Source organism: Amycolatopsis anabasis (genome assembly GCF_009765355.1).
Lineage (GTDB): Bacteria > Actinomycetota > Actinomycetes > Mycobacteriales > Pseudonocardiaceae > Amycolatopsis > Amycolatopsis anabasis.
The window spans coordinates 321,205-346,845 of sequence record NZ_VTHK01000002.1 but is presented as its reverse complement, the minus strand read 5'-3'; the positions used below and the strand labels follow the sequence as shown (position 1 = coordinate 346,845).

General features: G+C 71.2%; 20 protein-coding genes. 10 read left to right on the top strand and 10 right to left on the bottom strand.

Annotated features, from left to right (window positions below; translation table 11 throughout):
- Positions 1-12: 12 nt before the first annotated feature.
- Together FXO23_RS03705 and FXO23_RS03700 are read right to left on the bottom strand one after the other, a co-directional pair.
- The gene (locus FXO23_RS03705) at positions 13-675 is read right to left on the bottom strand and encodes a hypothetical protein (protein ID WP_158880727.1); all 663 of its coding nucleotides are present in this window, start codon (positions 673-675) and stop codon (positions 13-15) included.
- Between the two features lie 105 nt (positions 676-780).
- Entirely contained in the window at positions 781-1,494 is a 714-nt protein-coding gene (locus tag FXO23_RS03700) for a helix-turn-helix transcriptional regulator (protein ID WP_158880725.1), read from the bottom strand.
- A gap of 105 nt (positions 1,495-1,599) precedes the next feature.
- Between FXO23_RS03700 and FXO23_RS03695 the strand changes: the two genes are divergently transcribed.
- Positions 1,600-3,234 carry an AMP-binding protein gene (locus FXO23_RS03695; protein WP_158880723.1) on the top strand — a complete coding sequence of 545 codons (1,635 nt, stop codon included), beginning with the start codon at positions 1,600-1,602 and terminating at the stop codon, positions 3,232-3,234.
- Between the two features lie 371 nt (positions 3,235-3,605).
- Here FXO23_RS03695 and FXO23_RS03690 read toward each other — a convergent pair whose 3' ends face one another.
- The 3 genes from FXO23_RS03690 to FXO23_RS03680 all read right to left on the bottom strand — a co-directional run bounded on the left by FXO23_RS03690 (position 3,606) and on the right by FXO23_RS03680 (position 7,048).
- Complete coding sequence (locus FXO23_RS03690) at positions 3,606-4,865, bottom strand: SGNH/GDSL hydrolase family protein (RefSeq protein ID WP_158880721.1); 1,260 nt, start codon at positions 4,863-4,865, stop codon at positions 3,606-3,608.
- 156 nt (positions 4,866-5,021) lie between these two features.
- Positions 5,022-5,432 (bottom strand): nucleoside-diphosphate kinase, encoded by a 411-nt coding sequence (ndk, locus tag FXO23_RS03685; RefSeq protein WP_158880719.1) that lies wholly within the window; start codon positions 5,430-5,432, stop codon positions 5,022-5,024.
- Positions 5,433-5,488: 56 nt separating this feature from the next.
- Entirely contained in the window at positions 5,489-7,048 is a 1,560-nt protein-coding gene (locus FXO23_RS03680) for an alkaline phosphatase D family protein (RefSeq protein WP_158880717.1), read from the bottom strand.
- Between the two features lie 194 nt (positions 7,049-7,242).
- On the opposite strand from FXO23_RS03680, the gene FXO23_RS03675 reads away from it, so the two are divergent.
- On the top strand, positions 7,243-9,510 hold the full coding sequence (locus FXO23_RS03675; protein WP_158880715.1) for a patatin-like phospholipase domain-containing protein: 2,268 nt from the start codon (positions 7,243-7,245) through the stop codon (positions 9,508-9,510).
- Between the two features lie 3 nt (positions 9,511-9,513).
- Here FXO23_RS03675 and FXO23_RS03670 read toward each other — a convergent pair whose 3' ends face one another.
- The 3 genes from FXO23_RS03670 to FXO23_RS03660 form a co-directional block, all read right to left on the bottom strand.
- Positions 9,514-9,918 (bottom strand): DUF4233 domain-containing protein, encoded by a 405-nt coding sequence (locus FXO23_RS03670; RefSeq protein WP_158880713.1) that lies wholly within the window; start codon positions 9,916-9,918, stop codon positions 9,514-9,516.
- Positions 9,915-11,396, bottom strand: a complete 1,482-nt coding sequence (gene folC / locus FXO23_RS03665) for a bifunctional tetrahydrofolate synthase/dihydrofolate synthase (protein WP_158880906.1) — start codon at positions 11,394-11,396, stop codon at positions 9,915-9,917. Before folC ends, FXO23_RS03670 begins: the two co-directional genes overlap by 4 nt.
- A gap of 102 nt (positions 11,397-11,498) precedes the next feature.
- On the bottom strand, positions 11,499-12,173 hold the full coding sequence (locus FXO23_RS03660) for an ArsR/SmtB family transcription factor (RefSeq protein ID WP_158880711.1): 675 nt from the start codon (positions 12,171-12,173) through the stop codon (positions 11,499-11,501).
- A gap of 53 nt (positions 12,174-12,226) precedes the next feature.
- On the opposite strand from FXO23_RS03660, the gene FXO23_RS03655 reads away from it, so the two are divergent.
- The 3 genes from FXO23_RS03655 (at position 12,227) to FXO23_RS03645 (ending at position 14,296) form a co-directional block, all read left to right on the top strand.
- Positions 12,227-12,685 carry a MaoC family dehydratase gene (locus FXO23_RS03655; protein ID WP_158880709.1) on the top strand — a complete coding sequence of 153 codons (459 nt, stop codon included), beginning with the start codon at positions 12,227-12,229 and terminating at the stop codon, positions 12,683-12,685.
- A gap of 17 nt (positions 12,686-12,702) precedes the next feature.
- Positions 12,703-13,317 (top strand): class I SAM-dependent methyltransferase, encoded by a 615-nt coding sequence (locus FXO23_RS03650; protein ID WP_158880707.1) that lies wholly within the window; start codon positions 12,703-12,705, stop codon positions 13,315-13,317.
- A gap of 91 nt (positions 13,318-13,408) precedes the next feature.
- A complete protein-coding gene (locus tag FXO23_RS03645; RefSeq protein ID WP_158880705.1) occupies positions 13,409-14,296 on the top strand; it encodes an SGNH/GDSL hydrolase family protein in 888 nt (295 codons plus the stop codon).
- A 66-nt stretch (positions 14,297-14,362) separates the two neighbouring features.
- Here FXO23_RS03645 and FXO23_RS03640 read toward each other — a convergent pair whose 3' ends face one another.
- The gene (locus FXO23_RS03640; RefSeq protein WP_158880703.1) at positions 14,363-16,990 is read right to left on the bottom strand and encodes a valine--tRNA ligase; all 2,628 of its coding nucleotides are present in this window, start codon (positions 16,988-16,990) and stop codon (positions 14,363-14,365) included.
- A gap of 68 nt (positions 16,991-17,058) precedes the next feature.
- Here FXO23_RS03640 and valS point away from each other — a divergent pair, with 68 nt between their 5' ends.
- Together valS and FXO23_RS03630 are read left to right on the top strand one after the other, a co-directional pair.
- Positions 17,059-19,599, top strand: coding sequence for a valine--tRNA ligase (gene valS / locus FXO23_RS03635; RefSeq protein ID WP_158880701.1), 2,541 nt, complete (start codon positions 17,059-17,061; stop codon positions 19,597-19,599).
- Positions 19,600-19,654: 55 nt separating this feature from the next.
- Entirely contained in the window at positions 19,655-20,623 is a 969-nt protein-coding gene (locus FXO23_RS03630; RefSeq protein WP_158880699.1) for a hypothetical protein, read from the top strand.
- A 75-nt stretch (positions 20,624-20,698) separates the two neighbouring features.
- Here the strand turns inward: FXO23_RS03630 and FXO23_RS03625 are convergent, their stop codons facing one another.
- A complete protein-coding gene (locus FXO23_RS03625; RefSeq protein ID WP_158880697.1) occupies positions 20,699-21,349 on the bottom strand; it encodes a GOLPH3/VPS74 family protein in 651 nt (216 codons plus the stop codon).
- 73 nt (positions 21,350-21,422) lie between these two features.
- On the opposite strand from FXO23_RS03625, the gene FXO23_RS03620 reads away from it, so the two are divergent.
- Genes FXO23_RS03620 through FXO23_RS03610 form a run of 3 tightly spaced genes read left to right on the top strand, consistent with a single transcriptional unit; the run spans position 21,423 to position 25,550 of the window.
- On the top strand, positions 21,423-21,866 hold the full coding sequence (locus FXO23_RS03620) for a MarR family winged helix-turn-helix transcriptional regulator (RefSeq protein ID WP_158880695.1): 444 nt from the start codon (positions 21,423-21,425) through the stop codon (positions 21,864-21,866).
- A 41-nt stretch (positions 21,867-21,907) separates the two neighbouring features.
- On the top strand, positions 21,908-23,269 hold the full coding sequence (locus FXO23_RS03615; protein WP_158880904.1) for an MFS transporter: 1,362 nt from the start codon (positions 21,908-21,910) through the stop codon (positions 23,267-23,269).
- Positions 23,244-25,550, top strand: coding sequence for an FdhF/YdeP family oxidoreductase (locus FXO23_RS03610; protein WP_158880693.1), 2,307 nt, complete (start codon positions 23,244-23,246; stop codon positions 25,548-25,550). Before FXO23_RS03615 ends, FXO23_RS03610 begins: the two co-directional genes overlap by 26 nt.
- Positions 25,551-25,641: the final 91 nt, after the last annotated feature.

Here is a 25,641-nt window from a genome sequence, read left to right as displayed (position 1 = left end):
TTTTCTCCCGTCTCAGGCGGCCGGCATGCCCAGGCGGCGGAGAGTCCGTACCGGATCCGCCACCAGCGCGGTCAGTTCGTCGATGGCCGAGCCGCGCGGGACGTCGGCACCCGGTGCTCCCGCGTTGAACGCTTGCAGCGCATCGGTCAGCTCGCTGACGATCTCCCCGTTACGCGCTCCCCACGCCCAGTTCGGGTCCATGGCGACCTGGCGCACCTGGCGGCCGACTCCGGAAACTCGGACGTGCCCGCCGCGGCTGCGCACCGCGACCTGCCGATTGGTCAGCTCCGCGGCCCGGCGCGCCAACCGCTCGACGTCGGCCGTCACGGCGTCGATGAGCCGCATCAGGTCGTACCTGGTCAGCTGGCCGTGCCCCGTCGGCGTGACCTCCGGCGGCTTCGGCCGCGTCAGGTCTGCCGACTCCACCCGCGCGGCCAGCGCCCGCGCCGTCGCCGCGTTCGCGGCCTCGGTCACGTGGTGCTGCAGAACGCGCGGATCGACCTTCTGCTTCCAGCCGTCGGCCAGCGCGACCGACACCACGTCGGCCGTATCGGTGACCGTGATCGTGACGACCTCGTCCCGGTCCCGGCCGATCAGTTCCGCTGCCTCCTGCCGGACGGCCCCAGCGACCGCGTAGTCGCTTTCGTCGTCCAGCTCGAATCCCCACCTGGCCATCGGTTCTCTCCCCGCTGTGCTGCCGGTCGTTTCGGTAGCTCAGACCGCGGGCCGAACGAGACAGATCCCCTGACCGGTCTTACCGACGCATTACGGCCGCTCCGCTCAGGGCAGCAGGCCCGCGCGGCGGGCGGCGTTGACGGCCTGGATGCGGGTGTGACAGTCGAGTTTGCACATGGCGCTGCGGAGATAGCTCTTGACCGTCTCGGCTCCGATCGCCAGCGTCGCCGCGATCTCCGCGTTGGTCTGCCCGGCGGCGACACCGGCCAGGACGTCGAGTTCGCGCGGGGCGAGCGAGGGAGCGTTGTCCGGCCGCGTGCCGTTCCGGGCGGCCGCCGGCGGCACCATCGAGGCCAGGCGCCGCTCCACCTCGTCCCGGACGGCGAGTTCCTGTTCGAGGTCGCGGGCGGCCTCGACCATCAGGTCGATCGAGGCGTCGCCGAAGGTCACCGCTTCCCGGACCGCACCGTAGAGCACGGCCCGCACCGAGCGCCGCACGATCACCGGCACGGCGACGGCCGAGCGCACCCCCTCGGCCCGGACCGCGTGGTCGAAGTCGTGGCTGATCGAGTCGCTCGCGTAGTAGTCGTCAACCGCGACCACGCGGCGTGCGGTGATCGCCCGGCCACCGAGGCCGCGACCCCGCGCCACCAGCAGGCCCCGGAGCGAATTGGTCGCGGTACCGACCAGTTCGCTCATCCGCAGCTCGGACCCGCCGGCCACCGCGCCGCCGAACGCCAGCGGGAGTCGCGCCGACCGCCTCAGCAGCGTGAGCGCGCGCCGCACCTCGGCGGCGTCGTCGGGAGCGGGTGTCGGCATGCGGGCAGTTCACCCCTGTTCGGGGGTAGTGGGCGGGCAAACAGCGCCCCGATAGTACGACGACCGGCGGCAGCGTTGCCGCCCACGACTTCGCCGGAGCAAGCCATGACCACACCGGAGCAGTCCGCAGTGGACCTGCTGCACACCTATGCCGCCCCCGACGCCGACGCCCTCGGGCTGCTGTGCCGCCGGCACCCGGCGGACGCGGTGGCGTTCACCATGATCGAAGCGGACTTGACCAGCCGGGACCTGACCTACGGCGAACTGGACGAGGCATCGGGCCGGTTCGCCGCCGCACTGGCCGCGCGGGGCGTGTCGGCGGGCGACCGGGTGGCGACCCTGATGGGCAAATCCGCCGAACTGGTGATCGCGCTGCTGGCCATCTGGCGGCTGGGCGCGGTCCAGGTGCCGCTGTTCACCGCGTTCGCTCCCCCGGCCATCGCCCTGCGCATCACCGGCAACAACACCAGGGCCGTCATCGTGGACGCCGCGCAGCGCGGGAAACTGGCTCCCGGCGAGGACATTCCCGCCGACCCCGGCTGGACGATCGTCACCACCGGCGAGGCGACCGGCGGGGATCTGTCCTTCCACGCCCTGCTCGCCGAGGACCGTCCGGTGCCGGATCCGGTCGCGGTCGGCGGCGACGGGACCCTGATCGAACTGTTCACCTCGGGCACCACCGGCACGCCGAAGGGCGTCCCGGTGCCGCTGCGCGGCCTCGCCGGGATCCACGCATACCAGGAGTTCGCGCTGGACCACACCGAGGCCGACGTGTTCTGGAACGCCGCCGATCCGGGCTGGGCCTACGGCCTGTACTACGCGATCCTCGGCCCGCTGGCCTTGGGCCGGCGCAGCCTGCTGCTGCACGCGGGATTCGCGCCCGAGCTGACCTGGCGGGTGCTGTCGCGGTTCGGCGTCACCAACTTCGCCGCCGGACCGACCGTCTACCGGGCGCTGCGCAACGCCGAGACGCCGGTGCCCGGCGACCTGCGGCTGCGGCACTGCTCCGCCGCGGGCGAACCGCTCACCCCGGACGTGCTCACCTGGGCGCGGGCCGCCCTCGGGCTGCCCGTGCGGGATCACTACGGGCAGACCGAGACCGGGATGACCGTGGCCAACGCGTGGCACCCGGATCTCATCGCGGACCTCAAACCCGGTTCGATGGGTCAGCCCCTGCCGGGCTGGCGGGTCGAGGTCCTGCGCGCCGAAGCCGACGTGATCGCCGAACCCGGTGAGGTCGGCCGGGTGGCCGTGGACACCGCGCGCAGCCCGCTGATGCCGTTCACCGGATACCAGAACGCCCCCGAGCGCAGTGCCGAGCGGTTCAGCCCCGACCGGCGCTGGTACTACACCGGCGATGTCGCGGCCAAGGACGCCGACGGCTACCTCACCTTCGGTTCCCGCGACGACGACGTGATCCTGATGGCGGGCTACCGGATCGGCCCCTTCGAGGTGGAAAGCGCGCTGCTGCACCACCCTTCGGTCGCCGAGGCCGCCGTCATCGGGGTTCCGGACGAGCTGCGCGGCGAGGTGGTCGTGGCCTACGTGGTCGCCCGGACGGGCGTCGAGCCGGGCGAGCCGCTGGTCGCCGAGTTGCAGAAGCTGGTCAAGACCCGGCTCGCCGCGCACGCCTATCCGCGCCAGGTGCATTTCGTCACCGAACTGCCGAAGACGCCGAGCGGCAAGGTCCAGCGCTACCTCCTGCGCGAACGCGCCCGCCAAACCGGACCGGCGAGGTAAGCGGAACTAGCGGACCGCCACGAGTTCCCCGTTCCAGCCCGCGAATCACACACTCGGGCACGCGAGTTACACACTCAGGCACGCGAATTGCACGTTCGGGACCGCGAATCGCACGTTCAGGTTCCGGAACGGAGAACTCGGGCTACCGAAACGGGGAACACGCGGCCAGAACGGGGAACTCGCGGAAACGGGGGACCGCTGGCGCGAGTTCCCCGTTCCGGACGTGCGAGTCCCCCGTTTCGGCACACCGAGTTCCCCGTTTCGGTAGGCGAGGTCCACACCCGGGCCCCCACGAGCACGGCGCAAAGCCGCGCGCCGACAAAAACTCAGTGTGGACTTCGGTTACCGGAATGGCGGCCTGGGGGACGCTGCTACAGCGCGGACAGGTCGAATGCCTCGGCCATCGCGTGGTAACCGGCGTCGTTCGGGTGCAGGTGGTCGCCGCTGTCGTAGGCGGGCCGCAACGTGTCCGGATCGGCCGGATCGGCGGTCGCCCGGTCGAGGTCCACCACGGCGTCGTACTCACCGCTGGTGCGGATCCAGGAGTTCACCTCGTCCCGCACGGCCTCACCGCGCTCCGAGTAGTACATCGCGCCCTTGTACGGCAGCAGGGTCGCGCCGATCACCTTGAGGCCGCGGCTCCGCGCCTGGGCGATCAGCTCCCGGTGACCGGCGATCAGCTGCGCCGCGGTGACCTCGGGCCGCGGGGTGAAGCATTCGAACTCCCCGCGGTCGCTGGCGCCGATGTCGTTGATGCCCTCGAGCACGATCACCGTGCGCACCCCCGGCTGGTCGAGCGCGTCGCGCTGGAACCGCTTGGTGGCCCGCTCGCCGAAGCACGGGGAATCGTTGAGCACCCGGTTGCCGCCGATGCCCTCGTTCAGCACGCCCCGCGGGCGACCGGCGGCCGCGAGCCGCTCGGCGAGGTCGTCCGGGTAGCGGTTGTCCGCGTCCACTGTGGACCCGGCCCCGTCGGTGATCGAGTCGCCGAAGGCCACCACCGCGTCCTGGGGCAGCACCCCGCCGACGTCGACCCCGGCGAGGTAGTACCAGGAACGCGTGGTCTCGGTGAACGCCGTGGCCTCGGGATCGGCGCGGTGGTCACCGGCGGCCCGGTAGCTGGTCGCGCTCGCGAACCAGTGGTAGGTCGCCGGACCGGTGGGCTCGGCGAAGTACAGCGTCACGGCGAGCCGCTCCAGCGGCGCGGTCCACAGCAGCGCCGGATCGCTGGCCAGTTCGCCACCGGCCGGGATTTCCGCCGCCCGCTGGTGGCCGAAGGTGAGGTGCCGCACCGAACCGGGCTGGACCGCGGCTCCCGTTCCGGCGCGGGCGACCGTGGCGCCCGCGAGCCGCAGCGGCGCCTTGCCGTACGCGTTGGACAGCCGGATGCGGACGGTGGGGCCGCCCGTGCTCAGCCGCACGATCTGCCGCACCGACTGGTCGGCGAACCCGGCCTGCGACCAGTCCGGTTCGAAGATCGGCGGATTCGCCTGCTGCGGCGAGGCGGCCCAGGCGCCCGTCCAGCGCAGCCCGGACCCGGCCGTGTCCGCCGCGGCGACCCCGGACCCGGCCAGCAGCGCGAGCGCGGCGGCCAGACCGAATACGCGGCGGCGCAATCCGGATGCTCTCATCGGTGGAACCCCCAAGCGGTTGTCGTCAATGGTGACCGAGGACAAGCCTGCCGCATGGGACCGACAAAAATCGCCCCGCACACGCGCGGGGTCGCTGAAGAATCGAGCGAGTTGCCCCGAACGACGCCCTCGGGACGCCGTTCGGGGCAGTCGGAACTAGAGCTTCGGGAACCAGAGGGCCAGTTCGCGCTCGGCGGACTCCGCCGAGTCCGAACCGTGCACCAGGTTGAACTGGGTCTCCAGCGCGAAGTCCCCGCGCAGCGTGCCCGGGGTGGCCTTCTCCACCGGGTCGGTGCCCCCGGCCAGCTGGCGGAACGCGGTGATCGCCCGCGGCCCCTCGACGGCGAGCGCCACGACCGGCCCGGAGGTGATGAACTCCAGCAGGTCACCGAAGAACGGCTTGTCCTTGTGCTCGGCGTAGTGCTCCTCGGCCACCGAACGCTCGACGGTGCGCAGCTCCAGCGCGGCCAGCGTCAGCCCCTTGCGTTCGATCCGCGAGATGACCTCGCCGACCAGGCCCCGCTTGACGCCATCGGGCTTCACCAGAACCAGCGTGCGTTCACTCACGACGGTGTTTCTCCTTCATTGAACTCGTGCTAGTGCGCCGAAGCCTAACGTCCGGGTCATCGGCGTTCCGGCGTCAGGGTCTTCGACCACAGCGAGGCGCCGGTCGCGTCGCGCAGGTCGACGGTCAGTTCACCGCTCGCGCCGTGCACGTTCAACTCCCCGAAATGCTGGTAACCGTCCCAGGGTGAGGTGTTCGCGGCCGGTGGGGCGTGCACGAACACCGCCTCCGGACCGAACGTCGGGTCGAGCTTGTTCGGCCCGAAGGCGCCCGCGTTGAGCGGTCCGGAAACGAATTCCCAGAACGGATCGAAATCGCCGACGACCGCGCGGTCCGGCGAGTAGTGGTGCGCGGCGGTGTAGTGCACGTCCGCGGTCACCCACACCACGTTCCGCACCCGGCGACGGGCGATTTCGCGCAGCACCCAGGCCAGTTCCGACTCCCGCCCGCCGGGCTCCCCGGGCAGCCCGTTGGCGACGCCCTCGATACCCGAACCGTCCGGCACCACGAGCCCGATCGGCAGGTCCGCCTGCACGATCTTCCAGGTCGCCGTGCTGCGGTCCAGCGCGCGCACGAGCCAGGCCGCCTGCTTTTCGCCGAGGATGCGCCCCGGCGCGGTCTGGTCTGCGGTGTTGGCGTCCTTGTAGCTGCGCATGTCCAGCACGAACACCTCGACCCGGCTGCCGTACCGGAAACTCCGGTACACCCGCCCGTCGACCGCGGCCCGCGCGTCGATCGGATGCCATTCGTGGAAGGCCCGGAAGGCCCGGGGCGCGAGCACGTCGACCCGTTTCTCGGTGTATTCGGGCCGATCGTTCAGGATCTCCCCCGGGTACCAGTTGTTGACCACCTCGTGGTCGTCCCACTGCACGTAACTCGGCACCGCCGCGGCGAACCGGCGCACGTTCTCGTCGAGCAGGTTGTACGCGAACTGACCGCGGTACTCGTCGAGCGTCTCGGCGACCTTCGACTTCTCCGGTGTGACGAGGTTGCGCCAGATCCGGCCGTCCGGCAGTTTCACCGTCTCGGTCAGCGGGCCGTCGGCGTACACCGTGTCCCCGCTGTGCAGGAAGAGATCCGGCCGCCGCGCGGCCATCGCGGCGTAGATCGTCATCCCGCCGCGGTCGGGGTTGATGCCCCAGTTCTGCCCGGCGACATCGCCGGACCACAGCAGGCGCACGTCGCGCCGCCCGATCGGCGCGGTGCGGAACGTCCCGGTCAGCGGTTCGCTGGTGACCCGGCCGTCGAGGTCCGCGGCGGTGACCCGGTAGTGCACCTCGGTGCCGGGCGGCAGGCCGGGGATCCGGAGTTTCCCGGTTCCGCCGGTGTCCGGGGTGAGCAGCGGTCCGCGCAGCGAGCGGGCGTGCCGGAACGACGGGTCGCGGGCGATTTCCACGAGCATCCGGGACGGCCGGTCGGCGCGGGTCCAGACGATCGCCGAGTCGGTGGTGACATCGCCGGACTGCACGCCGTGGGTGAGCGCGGGCCGGTTCGGGCGCACCAGGGCCGGTGCGGCTCCGGCGAAGGGTGCGCCGAGCAGGCCGGCGGCGAGCGCCGCGCCCCCGGCGGCACCCGCTTTGAGCAGCGTCCGGCGGTGGTGGGTGGTCGGTTCGGGCATGGGGCAGTCCTATCCCGCCACGAGGACCGGTGGGCCAACTGCGGTTGGCCACCCGGTGAACTGCGGTTTCCCCGGGTAACGGGGGATCGCCCGAACCGGAATCCCGGTAGTCACCGATCGATAACGCCCGGTGAGTGTGCCGAGGTGGAGTGGAAGAATTCGGGCGGCATCATCCGGTCACCGGAAGGTCGAAGATGGCGGACACCGATCCCATCGCCGAAGTCAAGGACCTGCACCTGGACGATCCGGCGCGCTACACCGGCCGCCCCGGGGGTGACTGGCTGCGCTGGTCGCCCGAACAGGCCGACCGCCACGCGGACGAGGATTTCGACCGCTACCGCGAATACGCCGACAGCTCGTGCGATCTGACCATGCGCGGCGGCACCACCAGCGGCGTGATCTACCCGCTCGCGGTGTGCTCGCTCGCGCAGCACTACGTGTTCCGGTCGGTGGGCGGCGCCTCGGCGGGAGCGATCGCCGCTTCGGTGACCGCCGCGGCGGAGTACGGCCGGTTCGCCGCGCAACCCGAGTCGGTTCCGGAGGGTTCGGTCCGACCCGGCTTCGCCGGGCTCGCGGGCCTGGTCGACTGGATGATCTCCGGCACCGGGCGGGCGCGGTGGCGGATGGCGCAGCTGTTCCAGCCGAATCCCGAACTCCGCTGGGCGTTCCGGCTGGTCATGGCGATGATGCAGGATCCGAAGACGACCGGCCGGGGCCGGTTCGGCGCCCTGTTCGCGGCGCTGCTGACCGCGGTGGGCGCGGTTTCGGTGCTGTTGCTGACGCTGCTGTTCGCGGTCTGGCTGGCCGGTCCGTTCGGGCAGGTGCTGCTGGTACCGCCCGACCGCTGGAATCCCGTGGGCTGGCCGGTCGCGATCGCCTTCGCCGTCCTCGCCGCGCTCGCCGGGGGCTGGCTGGTCCGGTTGATCGCGAGCCGCCTGAAATGGGGCGTGCTCGCGGTGCTGCTCCCGCTGGTGATCGGGGTCGCCGGGCTGGTGCTGTGGGGTGTGCGCGGTGCGCACGAAGCGGTGGCGGAGGCCTGGATCGCGTCCTGCGCCGCGATCACGCTCGGCTGGTTCGTCTTCAGTTTCGCCGCGGTCGCCGGATTCGCGTTGATCTACGGCCGGACGTGCTGGCCGCTGCTCGCCGAAACGGACCGGTTCCGGTTCGGGGTGGTCCCCGGCGCCCAGCAGTGCAAGGCGAACCGCACGGACCGGCGGGCGGGCGTGCCGAAATCCACCGGGGTGCCGCCCCTGGCCACCTGGCTCGCCGACCGGATCGACGAGCTGGCCGGGGTCGCCGAGGAAGGCCGCTCGCTGACGTTCGGCGATCTGTGGCTGGGCCCCGACGCGCCGCGCACCGCGTCCGAGGCAGAACTTCGGGAACTCGCCCGGCACAGCGGGAAACGGGTGATCAACCTCGCGCTGATGACCACCGACATCTCCGCCGGACGCCCGTTCCGGTTGCCGTTCCTGGATTCCACGCGCGAAGAGGAACGCTGGCAGTTCTGCGAGTCGTGCCTCGAGGGGATCGTGCCGGACCACATCATCGAGCAGCTGAAAGCCGCCGGGAGCACCTCGATCCGCTGCCCGCGCCATCCCCGGATCACGCTGTACTGGCTGCCCGAGCCGTGGGACGTGCCGATCGTGCTGGCCGCCCGGATGAGCCTGCCGCTGCCCGGGCTGATCTGCCCGGTGCCGCTGTGCCGCCAGGGCCGGATGCACTGGTTCTCCGACGGCGGGATCAGCAGCAACTTCCCGATCCACTTCTTCGATTCCCTGCTGCCGCGGTGGCCGACCTTCGGGCTCAACCTGGATTCCCAGGGCCAGAAGGTTTCTCCGGACGAGGAGGTGCATCTGCCCAAGCAGGACGACGCGAACCCGGCCGAACCGTGGGCGAAACTGGGCGGCACGGCGACCGCTTTCGTGAGCCGGATCCTGGACACGTTCCTCGGCTGGCGGGACACCATGCAGTCCGCGTTGCCCGGGTTCCGCGGCCGGATCGCCAGCGTGCGGCAGGGCCCCGACGAGGGCGGGATGAACCTGTTCATGCCCCCGGAAGTCATCGCCCGGCTGGCGTTGCGCGGGCACAAGGCGGGCGAGGAGCTGAAGGAGCGGTTCACCGGGAGCAGCGACGAGGTGGAAGCGGACGGCTTCACGCAGACCGACCGCTACCGCTGGATCCGGATGCGGCTCGCATTGCGCGAATACCGCGAACTCGTCCGCCAGGCGCGGGCCCGCTCCCCGCTGTACAAGGCCCGCGCGGCCCGCTACGAGATCCCGCGGGAACTGGCCGGCTGGTTCCCCGAGCAGGACGAAGGCCCCTGGCCGCGCAGCGAACCGTACACCGCGCTGATCGAGTCGACCTTCGATGATCTGTCCACATTGGCCAGTACTCACCTGGCGGAACCGTTCGACGGAACCGCACCGGTGAACCCGGTCCTCCGCCTCACCCCACCCGAGTAGCGGTTACTCCGCCGGTTGCTGCTGGCTGGGCAGGCGGCCTTCGGCCATGCGTTTCGCGACGTCCTTGCGCAGCCACAGCAACCACAGCCAGATGGCGAGGAAGACGAAACCGATCACCGCCACCGCGGGCAGCGCGAAGAAGAACGCGATCAAGCCGAGTTGCAGCGCCAGCACCACCGGGGCCGACCAGGGGCGTTTGAGCACCCCGCAGCACAGCACCAGCGCCACCGCGATGGCGATGACCGCCCAGCCCTTGCCGGTGCCGATCCCGCCGCCGAGTTTCGCGATCACCGGCAACGCGAGGGCGACCGTGATGGCTTCCATGATCAGCGCCCCGGCCATCACGCCGCGGAAGGACTTCAGCGGGTCCTTCGCCGGTGGCCGGACCGCGCCTTCCTGCTCTGTCATGCGGGCTCCTTGCCGAACAGCGTGCGGGCGTCGCCCGCGGTGACGACCGAGCCGGTGATCAGGATCCCGCCCCCGGCCAGCGGTTCCTCCGGGTCGTCCCCGGCCTCGGCGAGGCCGACCGCGGTCTCCACGGCCGCGTCCAGGCCCGGTTCGGCGTAGACCCGTTCCTCGCCGAACACCGAGATCGCCAGCTCGTTCAGCTCCTCCACCGGCATCGCGCGGGGCGAGGAGTTCCGGGTGACGACGATGTCCGAAACCACCGGTTCCAGGGCGTCCAGGATGCCCCGGGCGTCCTTGTCCGCCATCACCCCGACCACCGCGACCAGGCGGCGGAACGCGAACTCGTCGCTCACCGCGGTCGCCAGGGCGCGGGCCCCGTGCGGGTTGTGCGCGGCGTCCAAGAACACCGCCGGAGCCGACCGGACCCGCTCCATCCGGCCAGGCGTCAGCACCTCGGCGAACGCCTCCCGGACCGCCTCGACCACCAGCTGCCGATCCTTGCCCGCCCCGAAGAACGCCTCGACCGCGGCCAGCGCGAGCGCGGCGTTGCCCGCCTGGTGGGCGCCGTGCAGTGGCAGGAAGATCTCGTCGTACACCCCGCCGAGCCCCTGCAGCGTCAGCAACTGCCCGCCGACGGCGACCTCCCGGGACAGCACCGCGAACTCGCTGCCCGCCCGGGCCACCGTGGCGTCCACCTCGACGGCCCGTTCGAGCAGCACGCGCAGCACGTCGGGTTCCTGCTCGGCGAGCACGGCGACGCTGCCCGGTTTGATCACCCCGGCCTTCTCGCGGGCGATCCCGGTGATGTCGTCGCCGAGGTACTCGACGTGGTCGATGCCGATCGGCGCGATCGCGGCGACCTGGGCGTCGGCGACGTTGGTGGCGTCCCAGCTCCCGCCCATGCCGACCTCGAGCACGGCGGCCTCGACCGGCGCGTCCGCGAACGCGGCGAACGCCATCCCGGTGAGCACCTCGAACTTGCTCATCGCCGGGTCGTCCGGCCCGCCCGCACTGTCCACCATGGACACATAGGGCGCGATGTCGCGGTAGACGTCGACGTACTTCGAGGCGGCGATCGGGGCGTCGTCCAGGGCGATGCGCTCGGTGACCAGCTGCAGGTGCGGGCTGGTGAAGCGGCCGGTGCGCAGGCCCATCCGGGTGAGCAGCGCGTCGATCATCCGGGCGGTGGAGCTCTTGCCGTTGGTGCCCGCCACGTGCAGCACGGGGTAGGTGCACTGCGGGTCGCCGAGCACGTTGAGCAGCGCGGTGATCCGGGACAGCGAGGGCGCGATCTTGGTCTCCGGCCACCGCTGGTTCAGTTCGGCCTCGACCTCGACCAGCTCGCGGCGCGCCTGCCGTTCGATCTCCTCGTGGTCGACCTTCTCGACCTCCGCGGGGTCGTCGGCCAGCGGCCCCGCCACGAAGTTGTCGCCGCTGGAGAGTTCCGCCGGAAACTCCTCGTCGACCCCTTCGGACAGCGATGACTCTTCCCCTGAGGCGCCAGCCTCACCTCGCGGCACTCGGACTCCCAACTCGGCCGTTCACGGACCCATCGAGTCTACGTCCGGCCCGGAAACCCCTCACCAGGTGAGGTCCACGGACGTGAACTCGCGGAACCCCGCGCGGGTGACGCGCAGCGCCCGGCCGGTCTCCCGGCGCCGGAGCCACCGCGCGTCCAGGCACGCGGTCAGCAGGGCGCGGCCCAGCGCACCGGCCAGATGCGGCACGCCCTGCGACCAGTCCAAGCAGGCCCGCACCGGCGGCGCGGGGACCGGCGGGAGCGCGGTGACGCCGAGCGCCGCCAGCACCGGATGGTCGAACGTGCGGACCTCGGCGGTCTCCCCCGGCGCCAGTTCGGGCACGACCCCGTCCTCGGTGAGCCGCCGTGCCAGGGCCACCCCGAGCCGCCCGGCGAGGTGGCCGTAGCAGACGCGGGCCGTCAGCAGCGGACCGCCGGACTGCAGCGAAGCGGGCAACCGGGGCGCCGCCACCGCCGCGAGCGCCTCGACCGCGGTGGCCACTTCCGCCCCGGCCAGCCGGTGCAGGCGGCGGCGACCGCTGACCGCGACCGACACCAGCCCGGCATCGCACAGCCGGCGCAGATGGGAACTGGCCGTCGACGGCGCCACCTCGGCGATCGCCGCCAGCTCCCGCGCGCTGTGCGCCCGCCCGTCCATGAGCTCGAGCACCATGGCCGCGCGCGCCGGTTCGGCGATCGCCCGCGCCACCGCCGCCAGATCCACATCGGCCGCCATGCCCGCCAATTTACTTCGATCCGGACCGAAGCTTTTCTGTGCCAGCCTCACGCATGCCTTCCGATCGGTTCTTCGAGGACTACCTGCCGGGTTCGGTGCACGAATGTGGCAGCGTCACCGTGTCCGAAGCCGAAATCATCGAATTCGCCCGCCGGTTCGACCCGCAGCCGTTCCACGTCGACCCCGAGGCGGCGGCGCACGGCCCGTTCGGCGGCCTGGTGGCCAGCGGCTGGCACACCGCGAGCCTGATGATGCGGCTGTTCGCCGACCACTACCTGTCCCCCGCCGCCAGCCTCGGCGGTCCCGGTGTGGACGAGCTCAGGTGGCCGCGCCCGGTCCGGCCCGGTGACACCCTGCGCCTGCGCGCGACCGTGCTGGACGCCACCCCGTCCCGGTCGCGCCCCGACCGCGGGCTGGTGCGCACCCGGGCCGAGCTGCGCAACGCGGGAGACGAGGTGGTGCTGAGCCTGATCGTGCTGAACTTCCTGGGCCGCCGACACCCAGGCCGCTGAGTGCGTAGCCTGGCCGGGTGCCGTTCAACCACAACGACTGCTACCACCCGCTGCTGCTGCGGCAGGTGCCGGCCGACGCGGTCACCGCGCTGGACGTCGGCTGCGGCACCGGCAAGTTCGCCCGGCGGCTCGCCGCGACCGGACTCACCGTCGACGGCGTCGACCCCGCGGGCGAGGTGATCGAAGCCGCCCGCGCGCTCGGCTCGCCGGGCCCCGGCAAGGTGACCTACCACCAGCGGGACATCACCGAGAACGGGCTGCCCGCCCAGCGGTACGACTTCATATCCTGCCTCGCCTCGCTCCACCACATGCCGTTCGAGACGGTCACCACGCTGCGCGAGGCGCTGCGTCCCGGCGGAGTGCTGGCCGTGCTCGGCCTGGGCAAGCCGCGGTCGGCGCTGGACTGGACGAAATGGGCGTTGCTGGGCCCGCCGATGAACCTGGTGGCGCGCGGCATCGTCGCCGCGGGCGAAAAGCTCAACGGCGGCCTCGAACCGGGCGTTCAGGCCCCCATCAAGGACTGGGATATGTCCATGTCCCAAATCCGGCGTCAATCCGCCGAACTGCTGCCCGGCCGAACCGTGCGGCCATTGTTGTACTGGCGTTATCTGCTTTTGTACCGGCACGGGTGAACCTCGCCATTCCCACCCGATCGGAGGCAGCCGACCCGCCGGTAGCCGGTTAGGACTGGAGTGAGTCCTAACCGGAGCGGGGGGTTGTCCCATGCGCAGTCGACGGAGCCTGCTCACCGTCGCCGTCATCGTGTTCACCATGGCGGCCTCGTCCCTCACCGCGGCGGCGGCCACGGCCACCCCCGCGTACACCCGATATGTCGCCCTCGGCGATTCCTACACCTCGGGCCCGTTCATTCCGTGGCCGAAGCTTTTCCCGCTCGGCTGCGGAAAATCCACCAACAACTACCCCTCCCTGCTCGCGCGCCAGCTCAAGGTCAAGTCGTTCACCGATATCAGCTGCGGCGGCGCGGACACCTCGCACATGACCGAACCCCAGAGCGTGTTCCTCGGCACCAACCCGCCGCAGTTCAGCGCGCTGCGCGCGGACACCGATCTGGTCACCCTCGGCATCGGCGGCAACGACTACGGCGTATTCGCCAGCCTGGTCGACACGTGTTCGCGATTGCGTGAAAGCGACCCCACCGGCGCCCCCTGCCAGGCCCATTTCACGGTGAACGGAGTGGACACCGTGAAAGCGAAGGTCCCGGACATCCAGCGGAACATCACCGGCGTCCTGCGCGGCATCCACGCACGCTCTCCGCAGGCGGAGGTCCTGGCCATCGGTTACCCGCGGATCGGCCCGCCCAGCGGGACCTGCCCGGACATCCTGCCGTTCGCCGACGGCGACTACGCCTGGATGAACAGCGTCGAGGAGGCCCTCAACGGCGCCGTCGCGGGCGCCGCCGAGACCGACGGCTCGGCGTCCTTTGTGGACATGTACCCCGCCTCGCTCGGGCACGACGCGTGCGCACCGGACGGCGCCGCGTGGATCCAGGGCAAGGACACCGACCTCTTCGCCGCCGCCGCGTACCACCCGCGGCGCGCCGGGATGGCGGGCGTGGCGAGCGTGACCTACCGGCACCTCACCGCGGGTTGAGGGAACCGGGTGCTGGGGGTCGTGAGTGTTCCGGCCGGTTAGAACCGGCCGGAACACTCACGACTCTTACGCGGGCGGGAGGGCGGCCAGCCGGGCGGTGATGCGCTCGATGTCCGCCGCCGCGGTCTCCCGGCGGGTCTTGATCTTCGCGACGACCTCGGCGGGCGCCTTGTCCACAAAGGACTGGTTGCCGAGTTTCCCTTCGGTCTGCTTGAGTTCCTTCTCCGCCGCGGCGAGGTCCTTCTGCAGCCGCTTGCGTTCGGCGGCCACGTCCACCGCGCCCGAGAGGTCGAGTTCGACCACGGCCGGGCCGGCGGACAGGGCCACCTCGACCGAAGCGCTCGGGGTGAAGGTGTCGGCCGGATCGGTGAGGCGCACCAGGGCGCGGATCGCCGCGCGGTGGCCGGAGACGTCGTCGAAACCGGTGCCGGACAGCCGCGCCGACACCCGCTGGGCGGGCTTGAGGCCCTGGTCGGAGCGGAAGCGGCGGATCTCGGTCACCAGTTTCTGCACGTCCGCGATGCGGGCGTTGGCGACCGGATCGGCGTAGGGCTGCGCGGCGGGGGCCGGCCAGGGGGCGATGACGATCGATTCGCCGGAGGTGAGCGCGGTCCACAGCTTCTCGGTGACGAACGGGATCACCGGGTGCAGGAGGCGCAGGACGGTGTCCAGGACGTGGCCCAGCACCGCGCGCGTGGCTTCCGCGCGGTCACCGGAGAGCTGGACCTTGGCCAGTTCCAGGTACCAGTCGCACAGCTCGTCCCAGGTGAAGTGGTAGAGCGCGTTGGTGGCCTTGCCGAACTGGAAGTCCTCGAACAATCCGTCCACTTCGGACACCACGGCCTCCAAGCGGCCGAGGATCCAGCGATCCGCCTCGGTCAACTCGGCCGAAGCGGGCACCGGGGTCGCCACGGTGGCGCCGTTCATCAGCGCGAACCGCGTGGCGTTCCACAGCTTCGTGCAGAAGTTCCGGGAACCGGCCGCCCATTCCTCGGCCAGCGCCATGTCCGCGCCCGGGTTCGCGCCGCGCGCCAGGGTGAACCGGGTCGCGTCGGTGCCGTAGGTGTTCATCCAGTCCAGCGGGTCGATCACGTTGCCGCGCGACTTGGACATCTTCTTGCCGCTCGCGTCCCGGATCAGCCCGTGCAGGTACACGTGGTCGAACGGCTGCGCGCCGTCCATCGCCGCCAGGCCCAGCATCATCATCCGGGCGACCCAGAAGAAGAGGATGTCGTAGCCGGTGGACAGCACGCTGGTCGGGTAGAACTTCGCCAGGTCCTTTGTGGACTCCGGCCACCCCATGGTGGAGAACGGCCACAGGCCCGAGGAGAACCAGGTGTCCAGCACGTCCGGGTCCTGGCGCCAGCCGCCCCCCGAGGGCGGCTGCTCGTCCGGGCCCACGCACACCATCTCGCCGTCCGGGCCGTACCAGACCGGGATCCGGTGCCCCCACCACAGCTGGCGCGAGATCGTCCAGTCGTGCATGTTGTCGACCCAGTCGAAGTAGCGCTTCGCCAGCTCCGGCGGGTGGATCTGGGTCCGGCCGTCGCGCACCGCGTCCCCGGCGGCGCGGGCGAGCGGCTCGACCTTGACCCACCACTGCAGTGAGAGCCGCGGTTCGACGACCGTGTCGCAGCGCGAGCAGTGCCCGACCGCGTGCAGGTAGGGGCGCTTCTCCGCGACGATCCGGCCCTGCTCGCGCAGCGCGGCGACGACCGCCGGCCGCGCCTCGAACCGGTCGAGGCCCTCGAACGGGCCGTGCGCGGTGACCACCCCGCGCTCGTCCATGATCGTCAGCATCGGCAGGTCGTGCCGCTTGCCGATCTCGAAGTCGTTCGGGTCGTGCGCCGGGGTCACCTTCACCGCGCCGGTGCCGAACTCGGGGTCCACGTGCTCGTCGGCCACGATCGGGATCCGGCGGCCGGTCAGCGGCAGTTCGACCTCGGTGCCGACCAGGTGCCGGTAGCGCTCGTCGTCCGGGTGCACCGCGACCCCGGTGTCCCCGAGCATCGTCTCGGCGCGGGTGGTGGCGACGACGATCGCGTTCTCCCCGTCGCCGTAGCGGATCGAGACCAGCTCGCCCTCGTCCTCGGCGTGCTCGACCTCGATGTCCGACAGCGCGGTGTGGCAGCGCGGGCACCAGTTGATGATCCGCTCGGCGCGGTAGATCAGCTCGTTGTCGTAGAGCCGCTTGAACATCGTCTGCACCGCGCGGGACAGGTTCTCGTCCATGGTGAACCGCTCGCGCGACCAGTCGACGCCGTCGCCGAGGCGGCGCATCTGGTCGAGGATCTTGCCGCCGTACTCGGCCTTCCACTCCCAGACCCGCTCGACGAACTTCTCCCGGCCCAGGTCGTGCCGGGAGCGGCCCTCCCCGGCGAGCTGGCGCTCGACGACGTTCTGGGTGGCGATGCCCGCGTGGTCCATCCCGGGCAGCCAGAGCACCTCGTAGCCCTGCATCCGGCGGCGGCGGGTCAGCGCGTCCATCAGGGTGTGGTTGAGCGCGTGGCCCATGTGCAGGCTGCCGGTGACGTTCGGCGGCGGAAGTACGATCGTGAACGGAGGCTTCCCCGAGTCCGCGTCCGCGGTGAAGTACCCGGCGTCTACCCAGCGCTGGTACAGCGGGGCCTCTTCTTCGGCCGGGGTCCAGGCGGTGGGCAGGTCGGTCTGCTGAGCAGGGGCGTTCTCCGTCACAGCGAGTAAGTCTACGAACCGCCGGGAAATGACCTGCAGGCACGTTCCCTCCTCGCCATACTGTGCGGATGCCGGAGATTTCGCCGAACGTGCCAGAGCGGCCGTCCCTGGACGGTCTGGAGTCCCGCTGGGCCGCGCGCTGGGACGAGAACGGCGTATACCGGTTCGACGCCCCCGAAGACCGGGCCGCGGTGTTCTCGATCGACACCCCGCCGTTGACGGTGAGCGGCTCCCTGCACGTGGGCCACGTCTTCTCCTTCACGCACACCGATGTCGTCGCCCGCTTCCAGCGGATGCGCGGCAAACGCGTCTTCTACCCGATGGGGTGGGACGACAACGGCCTGCCCACCGAGCGGCGGGTGCAGAACTACTACGGCGTGCGCTGCGAACCGTCGCTGCCCTACGACCCGGACTTCCAGCCGCCGGAGCCGGTGGTCAAGAAGGGCGCCCGCCCGGTCGTGGCCGTCTCCCGCCGCAACTTCGTCGAGCTGTGCCAGCGGCTGACCGCCGAGGACGAGCAGGCGTTCGAGGCGGTGTGGCGCCGGCTCGGGCTCTCGGTGGACTGGTCGACGATCTACACCACGATCGGCCCGCGCGCCCAGCGCGTCGCGCAGCGTTCGTTCCTGCGCCTGCTGCGCGGTGGTGAGGCCTACCAGGCCGAGGCGCCGACGCTGTGGGACGTCGGCTTCCGGACCGCGGTCGCGCAGGCCGAACTGGAGGACCGCGAGCACGCCGGGGCGTGGCACCGGATCGCCTTCCACCACGGCGAGCAGCGGGTGTTCATCGAGACGACCCGGCCCGAGCTGCTGCCCGCCTGCGTCGCCCTGATCGCGCATCCGGACGACGAGCGGTACCAGCCGCTGTTCGGCGCGACCGTGACCTCGCCGCTGTTCGGCGTCGAGATCCCGGTGCTCGCGCATCCGGCCGCCGAACGCGAACGCGGTGCGGGCATCGCGATGTGCTGCACCTTCGGCGACACGACCGACGTGCAGTGGTGGCGCGAACTCGACCTGCCCACCCGCACGATCATCGGCCGGGACGGGCGGATCCTGCCCGATCCGCCCGCGGGCCTGGACCGTCCCGAGGGGCGCAAGGCCTATGCCGAACTCGCCGGGGCGACCGTGCACACCGCCCGGGAACGGGTGGTCGCCCTGCTGCGCGAATCCGGTGACCTGGACGGTGAACCGCGCAAGACCGTGCGCCCGGTGAAGTTCTACGAGAAGGGCGACAAACCGCTGGAGATCGTCTCCAGCCGCCAGTGGTTCATCCGCTCGCTCGCGCACCAGGACGTGCTGCTGGCGCGCGGCGCCGAACTCGACTGGCACCCGGCCTACATGAAGGCCCGCTACGACGACTGGGTGCGCGGGCTCAACACCGACTGGCTGATCAGCCGCCAGCGGTTCTTCGGGGTCCCGTTCCCGGTCTGGTACCCGCTGGACTCCAGCGGTGAGCCGGACTACGGCAACCCGATCCTCCCGGACGAGGACGCGTTGCCGGTCGATCCGTCCTCGGACACCCCGCCCGGCTACACCGCGGACCAGCGGGGCGAACCGGGTGGCTTCCTCGGGGACCCGGACGTGATGGACACCTGGGCGACCTCCTCGCTGTCCCCGCAGATCGTGTGCGGCTGGGCGGAGGACCCCGAGCGGTACGCGCGGACGTTCCCGATGGATCTGCGGCCGCAGGCGCACGACATCATCCGCACCTGGCTGTTCTACGCGGTGCTGCGGTCCGAACTGGACGGTGGCCGCCTGCCCTGGCGGCATGCCGCGATCTCCGGCTGGATCCTGGATCCGGACCGCAAGAAGATGAGCAAGTCCAAGGGCAACGTCGTGACGCCGATGGCGCTGCTCGAGCAGTTCGGCTCGGACGCGGTCCGGTACTGGGCCGCCTGCGGGCGGCCGGGCACGGACACCGCGTTCGACCAAGGGCAGATGAAGATCGGCCGCAGGCTGGCCACGAAACTGCTCAACGCCGCCAAGTTCGTGCTCGGCTTCGGCGCGCCCGCGGCGGGCGCCGCGGTCACCGAGGCACTCGACCGCGCGATGCTGGCCGCGCTCGACGACGTGATCCGCCAGGCGACCGAGGCACTAGAAGCCTTCGAATACACCACCGCGCTGGAGCGCACCGAGCGGTTCTTCTGGCTGTTCTGCGACGACTACCTCGAACTGGTCAAGCAGCGCGCCTACGGGGGAGGCGCCGGTGCGGCCACCGAATCGGCCCGGCTCGCGCTGCGCACCGCGCTGTCCGCGCTGCTGCGGCTGCTGGCGCCGTTCCTGGCGTTCAGCACCGAGGAGGCGTGGTCGTGGTGGCACGACGACTCCGTGCACACCAGCGCGTGGCCGGAGCCCGGCGGCCTCGGGGCGGACGCCGAGTTGCTCGGGATCGCCAGTGCCGCGATCGGCGCGATCCGGCGGGCCAAATCGGACGCGAAGCGCTCGATGCGGGCCCCGGTCGCCGTGGTCCGCGTGCACGGGCCCGCCGAACGGGTCGCCGCCGTGGAGTCCGTCGCGGCCGATCTGCGCGCGGCGGGCGCGGTGGCCGAACTCGTCCTGGAACCGACCGATGACCAGGAGTTGCGCTACCAGATCGAACTCGCCGAGGAGTAACGATCCCCCGGGGTCGGCGATGAGAAGTTGTCGAACCTGGGGGAAGGAACGGTCCGTGGACGACCGCAGCATCGAGAACCACCCGGATCTGCTGGACCCGGAATGGCGGAAGCACGCCGAGAAGGAAGCCTGGACCGAGGCCAGGCGGTACCGGCGGCCGAACTACAAACGGCGCGTGCTGTGGACGTTCCTCGGACTGGTCGTCCTGGCCGCCGCGGGCGCGGGCTGGTACTGGCTGGGCCCGAAGCCGCAGAACGCGAGCGACGCCGCTGCCCCACCGGCCGCGCCGACCACCCTCGCCCAGTTCGCCAAGGTCGACCTGGCCAAACCGTTCGCGAACACCCCGGCCGTGCAGTGGGCGGACAGCGCGGACGCGCTGGAGACGCCCGCGGCCACCCCGGTCGGGAGCTTCACCGCGCAGCAGGTCGGGGACGCGATCGCGAAGGTCAAGCAGGTGATCAACCTCGGTCATCTGGACCGCCGGACCTTGGAAGGTCACGACACCGCGTCCTACCTGGCGCTGCTCTCCCCGGACGAGCGGGACCACCTGCGGCAGCTACTCGCGAAACCGGACAAGAACGAAGCCGGGTATTACGTCACGCACATCGCCGACGGTTTCCGCCTGCTCCCGGCCGGGCCGAAGATCAACGGCAAGCTGACCGTGCGCCCCGGTGACCAGAAAGGCGAGCTGGTCGTGCACGCGGCCTTCGTCACCGCCTACGCGTTCCACACCGACAACCCGGAAAGGCTCTCCGGGCCCGGTGAGATCGTGGCGTTCCACCGCCTGGACCTGGACTACGTCCTGCGCGACGCCTCCGAGTTCGCCAAGCGCTCGGTGGGACTCGCGCTGGGCGCGGGCTCGGGCAGCACCTTCTCGATGGCGTGCGGCCCGGCGAAGACCGGGTACCTGGCCCCGCTTTACAGCGAATCGACCCGGCCCGCGGGTCCCGAGCCGACCACCGACGAGGCCGCCCAGTACGACATCAACAAGCCGATGCCCACCGAGGACACCTGCGGTCCCTAGCTCCCCTGGCGGTTTCATGAGGGGACCCCTCCAGACAAAATTTGTCCGGAGGGGTCCCCTCATGAAAGTTCCCGGCTAGGGCAGCGCCAGGCCGCCGTCCACGATCGACGCGCCGAACACGGAGTCGGTGCCCTTCGCGATGGCCGCCTCGACCGCGTCGGCGTGCCAGGCGTCCTCGGCGACGTGCGCCGCGCGCATGGCCAGTAGCGAACGGTCGGGCGCCTCGACCACCTTGTGCAGCACGTCGATCGTGGCCAGCAGCGCGATCAGGGCGGCGGTGCGCTCGTCCGGGTCCTCGCCCTCGACCAGGACCTCGTGCACCTGCCCGCGCAGCGCGGCGACGTGGCCGGGATCGCCCACCTGCCACCGGGTCGTGGTGAACACGCCGAGCGTCGCCCCGGCCTCCTCGGTGAGCACGCCCCGGGCGGCGAGCCCGTCCAGCAAGCGCCGGCGCAGCCCCGGCGCGAGTTCGCCGAGCGCGTCCTCCGGCCGCGCGCCCTCGGCGTCGACCAGCCGTTCCAATGCCTCGTCCAGGATCGTGTCGCCGGTGTCCGCGGCGTCCTGGACGAACAGCCTGCCCTCGTCGCCGGACAGCTCCAGCCGGTGCGCTCCGGCCAGCTCGAACAGCAGCGCGCCCGCCAGGACCCCGTCGAGTGGTCTCTTGGTCACGAACTTGCCGGTCTCTTGGTCGACCAGCAGGAGCAACAGGTCCTCGGCGATCAGCACCGCCACAGCATACGACCGGACCGCCGAGCCGACCGAACTGCACAGGGCAAGCTAAACAGTCTAGGCTGTGTATATGACCCGCGTTCCCAATCAGGTGGCCCAGCTAGCCGGAGAGCTGCGGGGTTCGCTCGGCGCGCTGCACCGCCGCCTGCGGCAGGTGGACAACGCCGGGGTGCTCACCCCGTCGCAGCAGGCGGTGATCAGCCGCCTGGACCGGGAGGGCCCGCGGACCCAGGCCGAACTGGCCGCCGCCGAGCACGTCCGGCAGCAGTCGATGGCGGCCACCCTCACCGCCCTGGACGGGCTCGGCCTGCTCGAGCGGACCAGGGACACCGAGGACGGGAGGCGGGTCCTGGTGTCGCTTTCCGACCTCGGCCGCAAGACCGTGCGCGGGGTGCACCAGCACCGGGAGGAGTGGCTGGCACACGGGCTGGCCGCCGAACTCTCCCCCGCCGAACGCGAAACCCTGGCCGCCGCGGTGCCCCTGCTGCGCCGCCTCGCCCAACTCGAGGAGTAACCACGGCTACGACATTCCACGCCCGGCTGATCACCCCGCTGATCGCCAGCGCCGTCCTCAACCCGATCAACTCCACGCTCATCGCGGTCGCGCTGATCCCCATCGGCCAGACCTTCGGCGCGGGCCCGGCGCACACCGCGTGGCTCGTCTCCGCCCTCTACCTCGCCACCGCCGTCGGCCAGCCCGTGGTCGGGCTCTTCGTCGACCGGTTCGGCGCGCGGCGCGTCCTGCTCACCGGCGCGCTGATCGTGATGGCCGCCGGAATCGCCGGATTGTTCCCGATCTCCCTGGACTGGCTGATCGGCGTCCGGGTGGTCCTCGGCATCGGCACCTGCGCCGGGTTCCCGGCCGCGATGGCCGTCCTGCGCCGCCGCGCCGAAGAGACCGGGCAGGGCGTGCCCGCCCGCGTGCTGTCCCTGCTGTCGATCTCCGCGCAGACGATCATGGTGGTCGGCCCGACGCTGGGCGGCGCGCTGATCGGGCTGGCGGGGTGGCCCGCGATCTTCGCGGTGAACATCCCGCTCGCCGGGTTCTCCTGCGCGTTCGCGCTGCTCTGGGTTCCGCGGGACGCCCCGGCGGCGGGCCGCCGCGCCTCGATCGACGTGCTCGGCATCGCGCTGTTCGCGCTGTGCCTGCTGGCGCTGCTGCTGTTCCTGATGGAGCCGGACGTCGGCGACCTGTACCTGCTCGGCATCGCGGTGGTGCTGGCCGGGGCGTTCGCGTGGAACGAACTGCGCGCCGCCCGGCCGTTCATCGACCTGCGGATGCTCGCCGGGAACGCCCCGCTGCTGCGCACCTACCTGCGGCAGGCGCTGTCGTTCGTGATCGTCTACTCGATCATGTTCGGGTACGTGCAGTGGCTGGAATCGGCCCGCGGGCTGTCCGAATCCGGGGCGGGCGCGCTGCTGCTGCCGATGTCGGCGGTCGCGGTGCTCGCGGCGGCGGTGTCCGGCCGCGCCACCGGCATCCGGGCCCGGCTGATCACCGTCGCGCTGGCGCTGACGCTCGGTTCCGTGCTGCTGCTGTTCGTGGACACCGGCACCTGGCTCGGCGTCCTGATCGGTCTCGGCGCGATCTTCGGGCTGGCCCAGGGCCTGACCAGCGTGACCAACCAGACGACCCTCTACGGCCAGGCGCCGGCCGAGCAGATGGGCACCGCGAGCGGGCTGTTCCGCAGCGCGCAGTACCTCGGCGCGATCGTCTCGTCCACGCTGATCGCGCTGTGCTTCGGCACGCACGCGAGTTCGGCCGGGCTGCACCGGCTCGCCTGGACGCTCACCGGGATCGGCGTGCTGCTGCTGGCCGTGACGGTGTTCGACCGCGGCCTGTCCCGGGGTGCGGTCGCGTCCCGGCCGAGCGAAGCGCAGGATGGAAGGCGTGACCCGCAACGCGCCAAAGCATGACATCGACGAGAACGGCCTCGAGGTAGGCAAGCCGAAGGACTGGGCCGCCGGGATACCCGGGGTGGCCGTGTCCCTGTTCCGCGGCGTGGAGCAGATGGGCACCGGCCGCACGGTCAAGACGCTGCGCCTGCTCAACCAGCGCGAGGGCTTCGACTGCCCCGGCTGCGCGTGGCCGGAACCCCGGGCGGAAGACGGCGAGCACCGCAAGCTCGCCGAGTTCTGCGAGAACGGCGCCAAGGCCGTCGCCGAGGAGGCCACCAAGCGCCGGGTCGGGCCGGAGTTCTTCGCCGAGCACTCGATCTCCTCGCTCGCCGAGAAGACCGACTACTGGCTCGGCCAGCAGGGACGGCTCACCGAACCGGTGGTGCTGCGCGAGGGCGCCACGCACTACGAGCCGATCTCGTGGGACGCGGCGTTCGAACTGATCGCCGAGCGGCTGCGCGGGCTGGCCGGGCCGGACGAGGCGGTCTTCTACACCTCGGGCCGCACCAGCAACGAGGCCGCGTTCCTGTACCAGTTGCTGGTGCGCTCGTTCGGCACGAACAACCTGCCGGACTGCTCGAACATGTGCCACGAGTCCTCCGGCGCGGCGCTGGCCGAGACCACCGGTATCGGCAAGGGCTCGGTGAGCCTGGCCGACATCCACCGCGCGGATCTGATCGTGGTGGTCGGCCAGAACCCCGGCACCAACCACCCGCGGATGCTGTCGGCGCTCGAGGAGGCCAAGGCGCACGGGGCGAAGGTCGTCGCGGTCAACCCGCTGCCCGAGGCCGGGCTGATGCGGTTCAAGAACCCGCAGAACGTGCGCGGGGTCGTCGGGAAGGGCACCCCGCTGGCCGACGAGTTCGCCCAGATCCGGCTCGGCGGGGACCTCGCGTTCTTCCAGGCGATCGGGCACCTCCTGCTGTCCTGGGAGGAGGCCGCGCCCGGAACGGTGCTGGACCGGGAGTTCATCGAGTCCTCGACGCACGGGTTCGCCGACTACGCCGAGCGGGTGCGCGAGCTGGACTGGCACGCCGTCGACACGGCGACCGGGCTGCCGCGCGAGGACATCGTGCGGATCGCGCGGATGATCGCCGACTCCGAGCGCACGATCTACTGCTGGGCGATGGGGCTGACCCAGCACAAGCACGCGGTGCCGACGATCAAGGAGATCTCGAACGTCGCCCTGCTGCGCGGCATGATCGGCAAACCCGGGGCGGGGCTGTGCCCGGTGCGCGGGCATTCGAACGTCCAGGGCGACCGGACCATGGGCATCTGGGAGAAGATGCCCGAGAAGTTCCTGAGCCGGTTGGAAAGCGAGTTCGGGATCCCGGTGCCGCGCAAGCACGGCTGGGACACCGTGGATTCGATCCGCGCGATGCGGGACGGCCGGGCGAAGGTGTTCCTCGCGATGGGCGGCAACTTCGCGGCCGCGACCCCGGATTCCGAACTGACCGAGCACGCGCTGCGCTCGTGCGAACTGACCGTGCACGTGTCGACGAAGCTCAACCGCTCGCACGTGGTGCACGGGAAGAGCGCGCTGATCCTGCCCACGCTCGGCCGCACCGAACGGGATGTGCAGGGTGGCGGCGAGCAGTTCGTCACCGTGGAGGACTCGATGTCCGCGGTGCACACGTCGCGCGGGCGGCTGAAGCCCGCGAGCGAGCACCTGCTCTCCGAGGTGGCGATCATCTGCCGCCTCGCGCGGGCCCTGTTCGGCGCCGGCCGCGCCGTGCCGTGGGCCGACTTCGAGCGGGACTACGACCTGATCCGCGAGCGGATCGCCCGGGTCGTGCCCGGTTGCGACGACTACAACGCGCGGGTCCGGCAGCCGGACGGGTTCGTGCTCCCGCACGCGCCGCGCGATTCCCGCGAGTTCGCCGGGACGAAGAACGGGAAGGCGAACTTCTCGGCGAACAAGCTGGAGTTCCCGGAGGTTCCGGCGGGGCGGTTGCTGTTGCAGACGCTGCGCAGCCACGATCAGTACAACACCACGATCTACGGGCTGTCCGACCGGTACCGCGGAATCGAGGACGGGCGGCGCGTGGTGTTCGTGCATCCGGACGATCTGGCGTCCCTCGGTTTCGCCGACGGGGAACTGGCCGATCTGGTTTCGGAATGGAACGGCGACGAGCGGCGGGTGCACCGATTCCGCATCGTGGCCTATCCGACCGCCCGCGGCTGCGCGGCGGCCTACTTCCCCGAGGCGAACGGATTGGTCCCGCTGGATTCGGTGGCGGAAACCTCGAACACCCCCACCTCGAAATCGATCATCATCCGCCTCGAAGCCCCGAACTGAACCGCGGCCCTCACGAGCTACACGTTCCCGCACGCGAGTTGCACACTCAGGCACGCGAATTGCACGTTCGCGCACACGAGTTCCCCATTCC

Excerpts from the sequence above, each read along its gene's own strand:
- FXO23_RS03705 (WP_158880727.1), bottom strand. The coding sequence starts at position 675 with ATGGCCAGGTGGGGATTCGAGCTGGACGACGAAAGCGACTACGCGGTC.
- FXO23_RS03700 (WP_158880725.1), bottom strand. The coding sequence starts at position 1,494 with ATGCCGACACCCGCTCCCGACGACGCCGCCGAGGTGCGGCGCGCGCTC.
- FXO23_RS03695 (WP_158880723.1), top strand. The coding sequence starts at position 1,600 with ATGACCACACCGGAGCAGTCCGCAGTGGACCTGCTGCACACCTATGCC.
- FXO23_RS03690 (WP_158880721.1), bottom strand. The coding sequence starts at position 4,865 with ATGAGAGCATCCGGATTGCGCCGCCGCGTATTCGGTCTGGCCGCCGCG.
- FXO23_RS03680 (WP_158880717.1), bottom strand. The coding sequence starts at position 7,048 with ATGCCCGAACCGACCACCCACCACCGCCGGACGCTGCTCAAAGCGGGT.
- FXO23_RS03675 (WP_158880715.1), top strand. The coding sequence starts at position 7,243 with ATGGCGGACACCGATCCCATCGCCGAAGTCAAGGACCTGCACCTGGAC.
- FXO23_RS03670 (WP_158880713.1), bottom strand. The coding sequence starts at position 9,918 with ATGACAGAGCAGGAAGGCGCGGTCCGGCCACCGGCGAAGGACCCGCTG.
- FXO23_RS03660 (WP_158880711.1), bottom strand. The coding sequence starts at position 12,173 with ATGGCGGCCGATGTGGATCTGGCGGCGGTGGCGCGGGCGATCGCCGAA.
- FXO23_RS03655 (WP_158880709.1), top strand. The coding sequence starts at position 12,227 with ATGCCTTCCGATCGGTTCTTCGAGGACTACCTGCCGGGTTCGGTGCAC.
- FXO23_RS03645 (WP_158880705.1), top strand. The coding sequence starts at position 13,409 with ATGCGCAGTCGACGGAGCCTGCTCACCGTCGCCGTCATCGTGTTCACC.
- valS (WP_158880701.1), top strand. The coding sequence starts at position 17,059 with ATGCCGGAGATTTCGCCGAACGTGCCAGAGCGGCCGTCCCTGGACGGT.
- FXO23_RS03620 (WP_158880695.1), top strand. The coding sequence starts at position 21,423 with ATGACCCGCGTTCCCAATCAGGTGGCCCAGCTAGCCGGAGAGCTGCGG.